General features: G+C 69.7%; 13 protein-coding genes. 9 read left to right on the forward strand and 4 right to left on the reverse strand.

Annotation, left to right across the window (positions count from 1 at the left end; translation table 11 throughout):
* Positions 1 to 13: 13 nt before the first annotated feature.
* Positions 14 to 2,086 (reverse strand): NPCBM/NEW2 domain-containing protein, encoded by a 2,073-nt coding sequence (locus tag ACIQNU_RS09040; protein ID WP_401363050.1) that lies wholly within the window; start codon positions 2,084 to 2,086, stop codon positions 14 to 16.
* Between the two features lie 267 nt (positions 2,087 to 2,353).
* On the opposite strand from ACIQNU_RS09040, the gene ACIQNU_RS09045 reads away from it, so the two are divergent.
* From ACIQNU_RS09045 to ACIQNU_RS09060, 4 genes are all read left to right on the forward strand, one after another.
* Complete coding sequence (locus ACIQNU_RS09045; protein ID WP_401364215.1) at positions 2,354 to 3,622, forward strand: ABC transporter substrate-binding protein; 1,269 nt, start codon at positions 2,354 to 2,356, stop codon at positions 3,620 to 3,622.
* A gap of 113 nt (positions 3,623 to 3,735) precedes the next feature.
* On the forward strand, positions 3,736 to 4,650 hold the full coding sequence (locus ACIQNU_RS09050) for a carbohydrate ABC transporter permease (protein ID WP_401363053.1): 915 nt from the start codon (positions 3,736 to 3,738) through the stop codon (positions 4,648 to 4,650).
* Complete coding sequence (locus tag ACIQNU_RS09055) at positions 4,647 to 5,582, forward strand: carbohydrate ABC transporter permease (protein WP_401363057.1); 936 nt, start codon at positions 4,647 to 4,649, stop codon at positions 5,580 to 5,582. The genes ACIQNU_RS09050 and ACIQNU_RS09055 overlap by 4 nt, the downstream gene beginning before the upstream one ends.
* A 180-nt stretch (positions 5,583 to 5,762) precedes the next feature.
* Positions 5,763 to 6,818: an NUDIX domain-containing protein gene (locus ACIQNU_RS09060; protein WP_401363060.1), complete on the forward strand. Its 1,056-nt coding sequence runs from the start codon at positions 5,763 to 5,765 to the stop codon at positions 6,816 to 6,818.
* Positions 6,819 to 6,978: 160 nt separating this feature from the next.
* Here ACIQNU_RS09060 and ACIQNU_RS09065 read toward each other — a convergent pair whose 3' ends face one another.
* A complete protein-coding gene (locus ACIQNU_RS09065) occupies positions 6,979 to 7,620 on the reverse strand; it encodes a GAP family protein (RefSeq protein WP_401363062.1) in 642 nt (213 codons plus the stop codon).
* Between the two features lie 557 nt (positions 7,621 to 8,177).
* On the opposite strand from ACIQNU_RS09065, the gene ACIQNU_RS09070 reads away from it, so the two are divergent.
* Positions 8,178 to 8,510: a carboxymuconolactone decarboxylase family protein gene (locus ACIQNU_RS09070; RefSeq protein ID WP_401363069.1), complete on the forward strand. Its 333-nt coding sequence runs from the start codon at positions 8,178 to 8,180 to the stop codon at positions 8,508 to 8,510.
* Positions 8,511 to 8,557: 47 nt separating this feature from the next.
* On the opposite strand, the gene ACIQNU_RS09075 is transcribed toward ACIQNU_RS09070, so the two are convergent.
* A complete protein-coding gene (locus tag ACIQNU_RS09075; protein WP_401363072.1) occupies positions 8,558 to 9,934 on the reverse strand; it encodes a dipeptidase in 1,377 nt (458 codons plus the stop codon).
* 184 nt (positions 9,935 to 10,118) lie between these two features.
* On the opposite strand from ACIQNU_RS09075, the gene ACIQNU_RS09080 reads away from it, so the two are divergent.
* Positions 10,119 to 11,321: a geranylgeranyl reductase family protein gene (locus tag ACIQNU_RS09080; protein ID WP_401363075.1), complete on the forward strand. Its 1,203-nt coding sequence runs from the start codon at positions 10,119 to 10,121 to the stop codon at positions 11,319 to 11,321.
* A 167-nt stretch (positions 11,322 to 11,488) separates the two neighbouring features.
* Here the strand turns inward: ACIQNU_RS09080 and ACIQNU_RS09085 are convergent, their stop codons facing one another.
* Complete coding sequence (locus tag ACIQNU_RS09085; protein WP_401363078.1) at positions 11,489 to 11,935, reverse strand: nitroreductase family deazaflavin-dependent oxidoreductase; 447 nt, start codon at positions 11,933 to 11,935, stop codon at positions 11,489 to 11,491.
* 234 nt (positions 11,936 to 12,169) lie between these two features.
* Here ACIQNU_RS09085 and ACIQNU_RS09090 point away from each other — a divergent pair, with 234 nt between their 5' ends.
* From ACIQNU_RS09090 to ACIQNU_RS09100, 3 genes are all read left to right on the forward strand, one after another.
* Positions 12,170 to 12,877, forward strand: coding sequence for a TetR/AcrR family transcriptional regulator (locus tag ACIQNU_RS09090; RefSeq protein WP_401363081.1), 708 nt, complete (start codon positions 12,170 to 12,172; stop codon positions 12,875 to 12,877).
* Between the two features lie 111 nt (positions 12,878 to 12,988).
* On the forward strand, positions 12,989 to 14,287 hold the full coding sequence (locus tag ACIQNU_RS09095; RefSeq protein ID WP_401363084.1) for a sensor histidine kinase: 1,299 nt from the start codon (positions 12,989 to 12,991) through the stop codon (positions 14,285 to 14,287).
* A gap of 11 nt (positions 14,288 to 14,298) precedes the next feature.
* Positions 14,299 to 14,964: a response regulator gene (locus tag ACIQNU_RS09100; protein WP_401363086.1), complete on the forward strand. Its 666-nt coding sequence runs from the start codon at positions 14,299 to 14,301 to the stop codon at positions 14,962 to 14,964.
* The last annotated feature ends 91 nt before the right edge of the window (positions 14,965 to 15,055 follow it).

The raw sequence follows: 15,055 nt of genomic DNA on the forward strand, positions 1-15,055 counted from the left end.
CGCCCCGCTCCTGTCAGCAGGTGAGCTTGGCGTCCGCCCAGTCCGCGTGGTCGTAGCTGACGCCGTCTCCGGCGTCCGTGACGATCAGGTGGACCACCTGGGCGCCCGTCACATCGGCCGAGATCGGCTGCGCGGGCATCGCGTTGGTGAGGGTCCCGGTGGCGGCGACCTTCCTGCCGTCCGCCCAGATCTCGAAGACGACCGTGCCGTTGTCCCCCTTCTCGTCGTCGACGCCGACCTGTGCGCTGACGGAGCGGCACGCCCCGGCTGTGTAGTACTCGATGTCGCCGGCCGCGTGCGCGCCGAGCCCCTTGGCGAAGACCTGTCCGCCGATGGTGATCGGGTTGCCGTCGCCCGCCTGGTCCTCGCCGTTGCTGGTGTCCCGCTCGACGGGCCCGTAGCCGTTGACCGCCGAGAGCCACGGCAGGTCGCTCAGCTGCGAGGTGCCCGCGGGCGGCGGTACCACGACCCGGCTCGCCAGCGGTACGGTGCTCTCCGCACGGTCCCCTCGCGGCGAGCGGTACGTCGCCGTGAGGGTGAACTCGTAGTCCCCGGCGGGTGTCCCCGCCGGTGCCGTGACCGCCCACCGCGTCGTGAGGGACTTGCCCGTGGGCAGGCCGGGTGCGGTGGTAGGTGAGGTGGCCCGGACCTTCCAGCCGGCCGGACCGGTGAGCCGCACCGACACATGCTGTGCGGGCGTCCGGCCGAGATCGGTGATCTTCGATGTGAGCACTGTCTGCTTGCCGGCCTCGACCAGTGTGCCGCCGTCCGCGTGGAGTTCGACGGCGGGCGGATACGCGGACCACTTGCGGTCGGCCGTCACCCGCAGCAGCACGGTGCCGTGGGCGGGGACGGTCGCGGAGATTGCGCCCGCGGTGTTGTAGCTGCGGTGCTTCCACAGGTCCCGCAGCGTGTAGGCGGAGGCGTGCGGGAGGCCCGCGGCGGTCGCGGTGGTGGAGATGCGCTGCGCGGTGTTGGTCTCGTTGAAGAGGGCGATCGCACGGCTGCCGTCCTGCATCTCCTTGACGACGACCCAGCGCCCGCCCTCGGAGGTGAGCACTGCTCCCTGCTTGCCGAGCGGGTCCTGGTCGACCGCGATGACCTCACGGTTGTCGAGGATGTCGAAGGTGGAATCGGGCACCTTGCGCAGATCCGAGCCGATGAGCAGCGGCGCCGCCATGATCGACCACATCGAGAAGTGCGTACGGTACTCGGTGTCCGTCATGCCGCCGTTGCCGACTTCCAGCATGTCGGGGTCGTTCCAGCGGCCGGGACCCGCGTGCGGGGCGAGAGGCAGATTCTGTTTGAGGATCGACAGCATCGAACCCCAGTTGTCGCTGATGTCACCGGTCGTGCGCCAGAGCTGGCCCACGTCCCCTGCCCATTCCCACGGCTTGTTCTCGCCCCATTCGCAAATGCTGTAGACGATGGGCCTGCCGGTCGCCTTGAGCGCGTCCCGCATCGTGTTGTAGCGCTGTTTGGCGTCGACGCCCTGGTTGTTGCAATTGTCGTACTTGAGGTAGTCGACACCCCAGTCCGCGAACTGCTGCGCGTCGCTGTACTCATGGCCGAGCGCGCCCGGGAAACCCGCGCTGTTGCATGTCTTGGTGCCGGCGCTGGTGTAGATGCCGAGTTTGAGGCCCTTCGCGTGGACGTAGTCGGCGACGGCCTTGATTCCGTTCGGGAAACGCACCGGGTCGGGGACGAGCTTGCCGTTCGCGTCCCGTTGCGGGAGCGCCCAGCAGTCGTCGAGATTGACGTACTGATAGCCGGACGCTTTCAGGCCTTTCTCGATGAAGAGATCGGCGATGCCTTTGACCATCGCCTCGTTGAACTCGGCACGACAGTGCGTCGAGTTCCAGTTGTTGAAACCCATCGGAGGTGTCAGGGCCAGTCCGTCGTCGGCCTTCGGCGGCGCGGTGGCCGCCTCCGGGGCGGCGGTACGGGCCGATGCCGCCGTGCCCTGCGCCGGGCCGGCCGGTGCGCTTGCCGCCGCGGGTGCGGCGAGCCCCGCGGAGCACAGCACCGCCGTGGCGACTGCTCCGACCATTCTTCGTCCGGTACTGCGGATGGAGAGATGACGCATGGTGACGTTCCTCCGTACTCGCGACAGATGGGATGACGGCATGTACGCGTCAGAGGCGCGCGTTTACGGTAGAGCGTGTTGGACTCTGTTGGAAGAGATGCGGTAACGGTTGCCCATGGACGCGCCAAAACCCTTGACTGCGCTCCAAGTTGGCAGTGAGATCCAAGTCTCGCGTTCGGTTGTGTTGGGTTGCACCCCGAGGAGGGGGACATGGCTCAGTCATCGTTCAACGGTCCGGTCGCGCCGCGCGGCGCCTTTGGACATCGGATGTCCCGGCGGAATCTCTTGCGTGGTGCGGCTGTCGGAGCGGGCGCCGTGACCCTGCCGGCCCTGCTCACCGCCTGCGGCGGCGGCCCCGGCGGCGACAGCAAGACGGTCACCGTCGGCTCCAACGCATCGGACGCGGTGCCCAAGAAGGCGTTCGCCGACGCGTTCGACGCCTACGAGAAGGAATCCAAGAAGACCGTCAAGGTCAACACAAAGGACCACAACGACTTCCAGGAGAACATCAACCGGTATCTCCAGGGCACACCGGACGATGTCTTCATGTGGTTCGCCGGATACCGTATGCAGTACTTCGCGGAAAAGGGCCTCCTCGTCGAGATCAGCGACGTGTGGAAGAAGTTCAACGGCTTCTCGCAGGCGCTCAAGGACCAGTCGACCCACGCCGGCAAGCAGTACTTCGTGCCGTACTACTACTATCCGTGGGCCGTCTTCCACCGGAAGAGCCTCTTCGAGAAGCAGGGCTACGAACAGGCCAAGACCTGGGACGAGTTCATCGCCCTCGCCAAGAAGATGAGCAAGGACGGCATTCCGGTCGCCTTCAGCGACAAGGACGGCTGGCCCGCGATGGGCACCTTCGACTACATCAACCTCCGCGCCAACGGATACGACTTCCACAAGTCGCTGATGGCGGGCGAGGAGTCCTGGACCGACCCCAAGGTCAAGAACGTCTTCGATCTGTGGCGCGAACTCATGCCGTACTACCAGAAAGGCGCGCTCGGCCGGACCTGGGAGGAGGCCGGGCAGGGCCTCCAGCAGCGCAAGACCGGAATGGCCGTCTTCGGAATGCCCCACCCCGGCAGCCAGTTCCCCGAGAACGAGCGCGAGGACATCGACTTCTTCGCCTTCCCCGAGATCGACCCGCAGTTCGGCCAGGACGCCGTCGAGGCACCCATCGACGGCTTCCTCATCGCCAAGAAGTCGAAGAACGTCACCGCCGCCAAGGACCTGCTCACCTGGCTCGGCACCCCCAAGGCCGAGGACGTCTACCTCGCAGGCGACCCCAACAACGTCGCCGTGAACGACGGCGCCGACACCTCCGCGTACACCGCTCTGCAGAAGAAGTCCGCCGAACTGGTCGCGGGCGCCCGGCAGATCTCCCAGTTCCTGGACCGCGACACCCGTCCCGACTTCGCGTCGACCGTCATGATCAAGGCGATCCAGGACTTCATCGGCAACCCGAACGACGTCGACGGCCTCTGCAACAGCATCGAACGGCAGAAGAAGACCATCTTCTCCACAGCCGTCGGCTGACCCCGCGAGCGCCCGTCACCCGCCGACCATCGAGGCGCGAAGCCACCACCGAGGCGAGAAGCCCCCACCGAGGCGAGAAGCCGACCATCGAGGCCAGAAGGGGAAAAGGATCCGTGCCGCTGAACAACGCGCGGCGCGCCGGGCGGCGAGGCCCACGGCGATTCACCCGCCGTGACCTTGCCGTTCTCGGTGTGCTCCTCGGCATACCCGTCCTGCTGGACATCGTCATCATCTGGGGGCCGACGCTCGCCTCCATCGGCCTGTCGTTCACCTCGTGGGACGGCATCGGCGACATCCATTGGGTGGGCGGAGACAACTACCGGAACCTCGTCGACAACTACCCGGCCTTCTGGCCCGCCGTCCGCCACAACCTGCTGTGGCTCGCGTTCCTCGGCCTGATCGCCACACCCTTCGGACTGCTGCTCGCCGTCATCATCGACCGGGGCGTGCGCTTCAGCCGCTTCTACCAGTCCACCCTCTACATGCCGGTCGTGCTGTCGCTCGCAATAGTCGGCTTCATCGCCCAACTCGTCCTCGGTACCGACCAGGGCGCCCTGAACACCATCCTCGCCAACCACGACGACCCCATCGACTGGCTCGGCGACGCGAACCTCAACATCTGGATGATCATGCTCGCCGCGAGCTGGCGCCACGTCGGCTATGTGATGATCCTCTACCTCGCCGGCCTCAAGGCGGTCGACCCCGCCCTCAAGGAAGCCGCCGCCATCGACGGCGCGGGCGCCCGGCAGACCTTCTTCCGCGTCGTCTTCCCGACCCTGCGGCCCGTCAACGTCATCGTCGGCGTCATCACCGTCATCGAGGCCCTGCGCGCCTTCGACATCGTCTACGCGGTCAACAAGGGCCGCAACGGCCTGGAACTGCTCTCCGTCCTCATCACCGACAACGTCATCGGCGAGGCCAGCCGCATCGGATTCGGCTCCGCCATCGCGGTCGTCCTGCTCACCGTCTCCCTGGGATTCATCGTGACGTTCCTGGTCCAAGAGCTGCGAGGTGCACGCGACCGATGACCGCCGATCTCCGCGCCACCACCTCCGCCGACACCCCCGTACGGCCCGTCGGGCCCGCGCCCGCGCCGCCGCGCCGCCGCGTCCGCCCAGGACGCCTCGGCGTGCACGCCTTCCTGCTCGCCGTCTCGCTGGCGTTCCTCGCCCCGCTGCTCCTCGCCGTCTACGCGTCCCTGCGCCCGTACGAGGAGACCGCCCAGCACGGCTACTTCTCCCTCCCGGAACACCTGTCGTTCGACTACTACCGGCAGGCGTACACCGATTCGGGCATGGGCAAGTACTTCGTCAACACGCTGCTCATCGCCGTACCCGGCGTGCTGATCACGCTGTTCCTCGCGTCGTTCGTCGCCTTCGCCGTGTCCCGGCTGAGGATCCGCGGCGGACTGGTCCTGCTGATGTTCTTCACCGCGGGCAACCTGCTTCCCCCACAGGTCATCGTCACCCCGCTCTACGTCCTGTTCAACAAGATCCCGCTGCCCTGGTGGATGTCCGACTCGCTGATGATGTACGACTCGTACTGGGCCGTGATCATCGTCAACATCTCCTTCCAACTGGGCTTCTGCGTCTTCGTCCTGGCGAACTTCATGCGGACCCTGCCACAGGAGATCCTGGAGGCCGCCGTCGTCGACGGCGCCGGCGTGTGGACCCAGTTCTGGCGCATCACGCTGCCCCTGTGCCGCCCCGCGCTCGCCGCGCTCGGCACCCTCGAATTCACCTGGATCTACAACGACTTCCTCTGGGCCCTCATCTTCATCTCCAACCCGGACAAACTCCCCATCACCTCCTCGCTCAACAACCTGAGAGGGCAGTTCTTCACGGACTACAACATGCTCGCCGCGGGCTCGGTCCTGGTGGCCCTGCCGACGATCCTCGTCTTCCTGGTGCTTCAGCGGCACTTCATCGCCGGACTCACTCTCGGCTCGACCAAGGGGTGAGAGGGACGACCGGGACCACAGGTGGCGACACGCAAGGTCGGTGACGAGAACCGCCGGGAACCCCGGGAAACCCGGCGGTACACAACTTGGCCGGTAAACGACCGGTAAGGAGCCGGTAAGGGAGCCCTCTTCGGCCCCTGGTTTCCGTGGCAGGGTGTTCCGGGCAAGCCACAGGGGGCCATGAGAAGAGGGGGAACCGTGATCGTTTGGGTCAACGGAACGTTCGGTGCGGGCAAGACGACCACCGCACGGGAACTGCTCGACCTGATTCCGGACAGCACGCTCTTCGACCCCGAGGTCATCGGCGGCGCGATGGCCCATCTGCTGCCGCCCAAGCGCCTCGCCGAGGTGAGCGACTTCCAGGACCTGCCGATCTGGCGACGCCTCGTCGTCGACACCGCGGCGGCCCTGCTCGCCGACGTCGGCGGCGTCCTCGTCGTCCCCATGACCCTGCTGCGCCAGGAGTACCGCGACGAGATCTTCGGCGGACTCGCCGCCCGCCGGATCTCCGTACGGCATGTGCTCCTCGCCCCGGCGGAAACGATCCTGCGTGCCCGCATAGCGGAACGCGAGATACCGCCCGATCTGCCCGAAGGCGAGATACGCGTCCGACAGTGGTGTTACGAGCACATCGAGCCCTACCGCACCGCGCTCGCCGGATGGCTCGCGGCGGACGCCCACCTGATCGACAACAGCGCCCTCACCCCCTACGACACCGCCGTACGGATCGCCGACGCCGTCCGCACCGGGGACGCGGCCGTCAGCGACATCGTCCAGACACCCGAACCCACCGGCGAGACCGTCGCCGCCGGAGTCCTCCTCTTCGACGCCGAAGGCCGCGTACTCCTCGTGGACCCCACGTACAAGGCGGGCTGGGAGTTCCCCGGCGGGGTCGTCGAACCCGGCGAGGCACCCGCGCGCGCGGGGCTGCGCGAAGTCGCCGAGGAGACGGGCCTGCGCCTCACCGACGTACCGCGCCTCCTCGTCCTCGACTGGGAACCCCCGTCACCCCCGGCCTACGGCGGACTGCGCCTCCTCTTCGACGGCGGCCGACTCGACGCGACCCGGGCCACCGACCTGCTGCTCCCCGGCCCCGAACTCCGCGACTGCCGCTTCGTCACCGAGGAGGAGGCCCACCACCTCCTGCCACCCGTACGGTACGAACGCCTGCGGTGGGCGCTGCGCGCGCGCGAGCGGGGGGCTGCGATCTATCTGGAGTCGGGAACTCCGGTGTAGACGGTGCCGGGAACGCGGCAGCGGGCGCCGACCGCCGAGGGTTCGACATCGCGACACCACGGCCTTCGACTGCCGGCCTCCGGCAACGGCGGGACCGGGACCCTGTCTCTCCCCGTCTCTGTCTCTACGCCGCTGAGCGACCGCGGCCGGTCCGGCGGACTCAGACGAGCTGCGAGATGCTCTTGCCGACCAGCCAGAAGCCGATGAGCAGGGAGAGCACCACGATCGCCTGGTCATGGTGGTTGTCCAGCCAGTTGCTCAGCCGTTCGAGTCGTGGGCCCGCGGTGCGGGGGGAGAAGACCGCGTACAGCTCCAGCGTCAGCTGACTCGCCGTGGCCAACAAGCAGAAGCCGACCAGGGTGAGGTAGGTGGCGCCGTGGTCAAGGTTCGCCTCGACCACCGTGGCGGCGCCCGCGGCGACCAGCCCCCACGGCTGGAGCAGAACCGCCAGCCCGGCCGCCGTCCAGCCGTTCAACTCGTGCAGCCGTGCCACCCACTTCGGTGCCTTGCGCGGACGGCCGACTGTTCGCCGCTTGTGCTCGCCGTACGCGATCAGCCCGACGCCCACCACCAGCTTGACGATGATCGCCGCCGTCGATCCACCGGTCTTGTGGGCGGGCGGGTGGCCGCCGGTCAGCAGCAGCACGGCGGCGATGACACCGACCAGACAGGCCAGCCAGGCGAGGATGAAGGCGAGCGCCTTGCGCACGCCCCGCTCGGCCGACAGCACCAGGACGAACGCCACGAGCGGGAACGGTTCCAGGGTGATCGCCAGGCCGATCAGCAACAGGTCAAGGACCATCACACACTCCGATGCTCGCCGTCGTGGTAGGACGCCGGAGTGCGGTACCGGTCAGCGGTGGGGCCGACCCTCCTGCTCCTGCCGGCCAGGCCGCGACTCTCCTGCGGGGGCGAGGACCCGGCGCGCCGTCCGCCCGGCGTCGGCGGCTTGCGCGCCGTGTCCCTCAGCCGCTTTCACGCCGACCTGAACGGGGAGGACTGCGCCAGAGCCTGATACACCGCAACATCGCTGCGCCCCACCGACAAGAAGCGCGGCCGTCCATGCCGCGCATTCCGTCCGAACGGCCCCGGGACCGGACAGCCCGAACCCGGCTTGGACGCGTCGCCTTCCGGGTCAGATACGTCGCTGGGCATGTACACGCTCCCCGTATCCAGGTCGTTCGACCGAGGGGTGGTCGACCGGCGACGCACTTCCTCCATGGAACGCCGCGAAACGCCGCGAGTGATACGGGTGGGAATGGTCTATGGTCGAAACAGAGGGTGTCCGGCGCGCCGAGCAGGACGCTGCACCCATCGGCAACCGCGTCGGCTCCCGACCTCCCCCAGGAGATGAGCCTGATGACGACAGCATCCGACACCCCCGTTCTCGACACTCTCGCGGCCATGACCGTGGACTCGGTCGAACGGTGTGGGCTCCCCGCGGACCATCTGGTCCTCACCCGTATCGCGGCTCTGGCCGCCATGGGCGCGCCGGAGATTTCGTACGCCGCCCACATCGGCGTCGGCGCGGAGACCGGCGTGACCGCGAGTCAGGTGCAGGACGTTCTGGTCGCCATCGCGCCGGTCGTCGGCACGGCCCGCGTGATGGCGGCGGCGACCCGCATCACCGAAGCCCTCGGCTTCGCCATCGCCGTGGCAGACACCGAGACGGGCACCCAGGCCGGGGCGTGACCGGACCAGGCGGATCCGGCGTGCACGCCGGATCCCGGTAGGTCCGGTCAGGTCAGTTCGCCTTCGGTTCTGGCCACCGCGTAATTCTGCAAGAACAGTGCTTCCGTAACGGACAGGCGCTCCAACTCCTGTGGTGACACGCTCTCGTTGACCGCGTGGATCTGTGCCTCCGGCTCGCTGAGGCCGATGAGGAGGATCTCCGCCTCCGGGTACAGCGTCGCCAGGGTGTTGCACAGGGGGATCGAGCCGCCCTGGCCCGCGTACTGCATCCGCTCGCCCGGATAGGCCACGCTCATCGCCTCGGCCATCGCCGCGTACGCGGGGCTCGCCGTGTCCGCGCGGAAGGGCTGGCCCTGACCGACCTGCTCCACCCGCACCCGCGCGCCCCACGGCGTACGGCTCTCCAGATGGGCCATCAGCAGCTTGGTCGCCTCACCGGCGTCGACACCCGGCGGCACCCGAAGGCTGACCAGCGCGCGTGCGTGCGCCTGCACCGACGGTGTCGCGCCCACCACCGGCGGGCAGTCGATGCCCAGGACGGTCACCGCGGGCCGCGCCCAGATCCGGTCGGCGATCGTGCCGGACCCGATCAGCTCGACCCCGTCGAGCACCTTCGCGTCCTTGCGGAAGTCGCCCTCCGGGTACTGCAACCCGTCCCACACCCCGTGCGACGTCAGCCCGTCCACCGTCGTCGAACCGTCCTGCGCGCGCAGCGAGTCGAGTACGCGCACCAGCGCCGCCAGCGCGTCGGGCGCGGCGCCGCCGAACTGCCCGGAGTGCAGGTTGCCCTCCAGGGTGTCCACCTCGACCCGCACCAGGGTCATCCCGCGCAGCGTCGACGTCACCGTCGGCAGCCCCACCCGGAAGTTGCCCGTGTCACCGATCACGATCGTGTCGGCCCTCAACAGGTCGGGGTGCGCCTCCGCGTACCGCTCCAGACCGCCCGTGCCCTGCTCCTCGGAGCCCTCGGCGATCACCTTCACGCCGACCGGGACACCGCCGTGCTCCTTCAGCGCGCGCAGCGCCAACAGGTGCATGACCAGACCGCCCTTGCAGTCCGCGGCACCCCGTCCGTACCAGCGGCCGTCCCGCTCGGTGAGTTCGAACGGCGGGCTCAGCCACTGCGACTCGTCGAGCGGCGGCTGCACGTCGTAGTGCGCGTACAGGAGCACCGTCGGCGCACCCTCGGGGCCGGGCAGGAACCCGTACACGGACTGCGTGCCGTCCGGGGTGTCGAGCAGCGCCACGTCCTGGAAGCCCTCGGCGCGCAGCGTGTCCGCGACCCAGTTCGCGGCGCCCTCGCTCTCGCTCCGCGGGAACTGCTCGAAGTCCGCCACCGACTTGAAGGCCACCAGCTCCGCGAGTTCCGTCCGGGCCCTGGGCAGCAGGGAGGCGATGGTCTCGGACATCGGATTCGGCGACATGGGCACGCTCCTCGTGGGTGCGACGTTGTACCGGGGTGAGTACGGGTACGTGTGGGCGTTTCGCTCGTGCTTGTGTGCACGGCGCAAGTGCCGCCGATCCTCCCACAGCGGGGACCGGCGGCGCCCGCCGTAGGATGCCTGGAAGAAGCGCGGCAGGCTGTGGGATCGGGAGCGGTAAACCAACGTGAGCAGCGAGAACTCTTCGGACGACGCCCGTCAGGTGTGGGACGTCGTCGTGATCGGGGCGGGACCCGCGGGAGCGTCCGCCGCCTATGCGGCTGCGGTCGCCGGACGCCGGGTCCTGCTCCTGGAAAAGGCCGAACTACCCCGCTACAAGACATGTGGCGGCGGCATCATCGGACCCTCCCGCGACGCGCTGCCGCCCGGCTTCGACCTGCCGTTCCGCGACCGGGTGCACGCGGTCACGTTCACACTCGACGGCAAGTACAGCCGCACCCGCCGCTCCAAGCAGATCCTGTTCGGCCTGGTGAACCGGTCGGAGTTCGACCAGCAGCTCGTGGAGCACGCGCAGAAGGCCGGTGCCGAACTCCGCACCGGGGCCACCGTTTCGCGGGTCGAGCAGCACGGCGCGGCGGTCCCCGACCGGCGCACGGTCGCCGTCGTCCTCCAGGGCGGCGAGACCCTGCTCGCGCGCGCGGTCGTCGGCGCGGACGGAAGCGCCAGCCGGATAGGCGCCCATGTCGGTGTGAAGCTCGAACAGGTCGACCTCGGCCTGGAGGCGGAGATCCCGGTCCCGGCCACCGTCGCCGAGGACTGGAAGGGCCGCGTCCTCATCGACTGGGGCCCGATGCCCGGCAGTTACGGCTGGGTGTTCCCCAAGGGCGAGACGCTGACGGTCGGCGTCATCTCCGCGCGCGGTGAGGGCTCCGCCACCAAGCGGTATCTGGAGGACTTCATCGCCCGCCTCGGTCTCGCCGGATTCGAACCGAGCATCTCCTCCGGACACCTCACGCGCTGCCGCGCGGACGACTCACCGCTGTCGCGCGGCCGGGTCCTGGTGTGCGGGGACGCGGCGGGGCTGCTGGAGCCGTGGACCCGCGAGGGCATTTCGTTCGCCCTGCGGTCGGGGCGGCTCGCGGGGGAGTGGGCGGTCCGGATCGCCGAGTCCCACGACGCGGTGGACGCCCGCCGCCAGGCCCTGAACTACGCCTTCGCGGTGAAGGCGGGACTCGGCGTCGAGATGAGCGTCGGCAAGCGCATGCTGACCGTGTTCGAGCGCCGGCCCGGCGTCCTGCACGCGGCCATCACCGGCTTCCGTCCCGCCTGGAAGGCCTTCGCGCGGATCACCCGTGGCACGACGACGCTCGGCGAGATCGTGCGGACGCACCCGATGGCGGGGCGCGTCCTGTCGTCCATGGACCGGTAGGGGCCCGCCCCTTGGCGCGTCGGCCGGGGCGGGTGCCCATGCGGGGGTGCGGGGGCGGCGGCCGAGAGCGGGGACGGGGCCGGGAGCGCCGGTCGACCCCGTGGCGGTCGGTTCGGTGCCGGTCGGGGTCGGCCGGTGGAGGTCGGTGGCGGTCGGTTCGGTGGCGGTCAGGGCTTCACGGTGATCCGGAAGACCGGGTGCCGGGGCGCCGCCGCCAGCAGCTCCTCGTCCGTCGAATCGGCGGTCACCTCACCGAAGAAACGGCCCACCTCCCAGCCCCACTTCTTCAGGTAGGTGCGCAGGATCACCGGCTTCTCCTCGTCGGACAGCTCGACCGCCGTGAACTCCTGCGTCCGGCGCCCGACCTGGAGCCGCCCCCCACCGGCCGCCCGCATGTTGCGCACCCACTCGGAGTGCCCGCGCGCCGAGACCAGGTACGGGCCCCCTTCGTACGGAAGCAGATTCACCGGCGTACGCCGCCACTCGCCGCTCTTCCGCCCGATCACGGACAGTTCGGCCGTACCCATCAGACTGACGCCCCGTCGCGCGAGCCAGCCGATGGACGTGTTGAGCATCCGGTCGAAGGAATTCGGCTTGATGTAGGTCGTGGACATGGCGGCCTTCCAGGTGCAGAGCGAGAGAAGCCAGAGCGAGAACGAGCGCCGGCCGGTACGAGGGCGCTCGACAAGAACGCCGATCGAGAGCGGTGCTCTCCGTTCCTGGCCTCAGTATGGAGCAGATGGGTGCTCCAAAGCAAGAGCGGTGCTCTCGAACGTATGCACTGAACACGTTTGCGAACGCCGATCTCGTCTGTGTGCGCCGCTCTCGCGGCATGGCAGACTTCTCCCATGAGCACTACACAAGGAGCCCGCGCACGAGCCCGCATCGAAGTCACCGCCGCCATCAAGGACGAGGCACGCAGACAGCTCGCGGCCGACGGGGCCGCCAAGCTGTCGCTGCGCGCGGTGGCCCGGGAACTCGGCATGGTCTCGTCGGCCCTCTACCGCTACTTCCCGAGCCGTGACGACCTGCTGACGGCCCTGATCATCGACGCCTACGACTCCCTCGGCGAGGCGGCCGAGGGAGCCCACACGAAGGCGGCCGAGGAACCGCCCGCGCGCCGCTGGGTGGCGGTGTGCGAGGCGGTACGCGGCTGGGCGCTGAAGCATCCGCACGAGTACGCGCTGATCTACGGGTCGCCCGTGCCCGGCTACACCGCTCCCGAGACGACGATTCCCGCCGCGTCGCGGGTCGGGCTGCTGCTCATCGACGTGGTCAGGGAGGCCCGGTTCGGCCGGGGGGTGACGCTGCCCGTGCTGCCGCCGGGGCTGCGGCCCGAGGCGGAGCGCATGGCCGACGACCTGGCGCCCGATCTGCCCCCCGAGGTCATGACCACGCTCGTCGCGTCGTGGGCGCAGTTGTTCGGCCTGGTCGGCTTCGAGGTGTTCGGACAGTTCCACCGGGTCGTCGAGGACCGTGACGCGTTCTTCCGGTACGCCGTCACCCGGCTCGCCCACGGGGTGGGGCTGCCGGTCGACGAGGTCACTCCTGCGTAGGGCGCGGAGACGGGCCGCCGGCGCGCGCGTGATGCGGGCCCGCGTACTCCCCGGGGAGTACGGGTGATCACCTCGCCCGGCTGACGCCCCCGGCGGTGCACGGCGTCTAGCGTGGCCGGCATGGAAGAGTTGCGCGCGCCCCGGTGCGGCGGTCCGCCCTGGGCGAGGGGCGGACCGCCGCACAAGCGGTGGCCGGGACCGCCGTGGTGGGGCGGCCGGGGCGACGGCTTCGGCGGCCCCGGTGATGTCGGCGACGCCGGTGACCGTACGAGCACATGGCCCTGGCGCTCGACGCTGCTGATCACCGTGTTCGTCCTCGTCGGCTCCACCTTCGCCGCGCACGGTCAGCCGGACCGCCAGCAACTGGACGTCTTCGCCCGGCTGCTCATGGTCGCGGCCACGGGCGTACTGCTGTGGCGTAAGCGTCACCCGGTGTTCGCCGTGTTCGGTGCGGCGACGGCGACCCTGGTCTACTTCGCCGCCGGATATCCGTACGGACCCGTCCTCCTCGCGGTCGTCGTGGGCTGTTTCAGCGCCGTCGTCGCGGGGCATCGGGTCGCGGCCTGGTCGGCGGCCGGGATGTGGTGGGTGGGACATCTGCTCATCGCGCACTGGCTCTACCGCTGGCTGCCCCCGGCGGGTGATCACGCGGCGCCCTGGGGGCAGGAGGCGATCATCGCCACCTGGCTCGTCGCCGTCGTCGCGCTCTCCGAGCTGGGCCGCGTCCGGCGCGAGCAGTGGGAGCGCGACCGTGCCGAGCGGCGGCAGGCCGCGGCGCGCCGGGCCGACGAGGAGCGGCTGCGCATCGCGCGCGAACTGCACGACGTGCTCGCCCACAGCATCTCCGTCATCAACGTGCAGGCAGGCGTGGGCCTCGCGCTCCTCGACTCCGACCCGGAGCAGGCGCGGTCCGCGCTGACCACCATCAAGGCGGCCAGCAAGGAGGCCCTGGGCGAGGTCCGCCAGGTCCTCGACACCCTCCGCACCCCCGGCGACGCCCCGCGCGCGCCCGCGCCAGGCCTCGACCGGCTCCCGGAACTCGTCGAACAGGCCGCGAGCGCGGGACTCACCGTCCACGTCACCACTCAGGAGGCGTCCGGCGGCGCAGGGTCGCTGCCGCCGGGTATGGACCTGGCCGCGTTCCGCATCGTCCAGGAGGCGCTGACGAACATCGTCCGCCACTCGGGATCACGGCACGCGCGCGTAGTGGTGCGTCACGAGGACGGCGGGGTACGGATCCGCGTCGACGACGACGGGCCCGCGACCGGGGCCGACGCGGGCGGCAGCGGCAACGGGCTCGCCGGCATGCGGGAGCGTGCCGCCGCGCTCGGTGGCACGATCGAGGCGGGCCCCCGTCCCGACGGAGGGTTCAGGGTGTCCGCCGTACTGCCCCGCGAGGAGGACCGGTGAAAGGGAGAGCGGTGATCCGTGTACTGCTCGCCGACGACCAGTCGTTGGTGAGGGCCGGGTTCAGGGCGCTGCTCGACGCGCAGCCCGACATCGAGGTCGCGGGGGAGGCCGCCGACGGGGAAGCGGCGCTCCACGCGGTACGTGAACTGCGGCCCGATGTCGTCCTGATGGACATCCGGATGCCCCTCCTGGACGGACTCGCCGCCACCCGCCGCCTCACCGGTGACGCGGACCTGCGTCAGGTGAAGGTGGTCATGCTCACCACCTTCGAACTCGACGAGTACGTCTTCGAGGCGATCCGCGCGGGCGCCTCCGGCTTCCTCGTCAAGGACACCGAACCGGAGGAACTGCTCCGCGCGGTACGGGCCGTGGTCGACGGCGACGCACTGCTCTCGCCCGGCGTCACGCGGCGGCTCATCGCCGAGTTCGCCGCCCGTTCCAAGGAGCCGGCCGCCGCCGATTCGCTGTCCGAACTCACCGAGCGGGAGCGGGAGGTGATGGCGCTGGTCGGGATCGGGCTGTCCAACGAGGAGATCGCCCGCCGGCTCGTCGTCAGTCCGCTCACCGCCAAGACACATGTCAGCCGCACCATGGTGAAACTCGGCGCCCGCGACCGCGCCCAACTGGTCGTCCTCGCCTACGAATCGGGCCTGGTGCGGCCCGGCTGGCTGGGCTGAGCGGGGGCGCACGCCGAGCCGGCGCCGACCTGTGCGGGCCCGGCGTACGGTCGCCGTACGCCGGGCCCGCCCCCCGTTCCTTCGGTTGGCT

It is taken from the genome of Streptomyces sp. NPDC091292, from assembly GCF_044757265.1.
Taxonomy (GTDB): domain Bacteria; phylum Actinomycetota; class Actinomycetes; order Streptomycetales; family Streptomycetaceae; genus Streptomyces.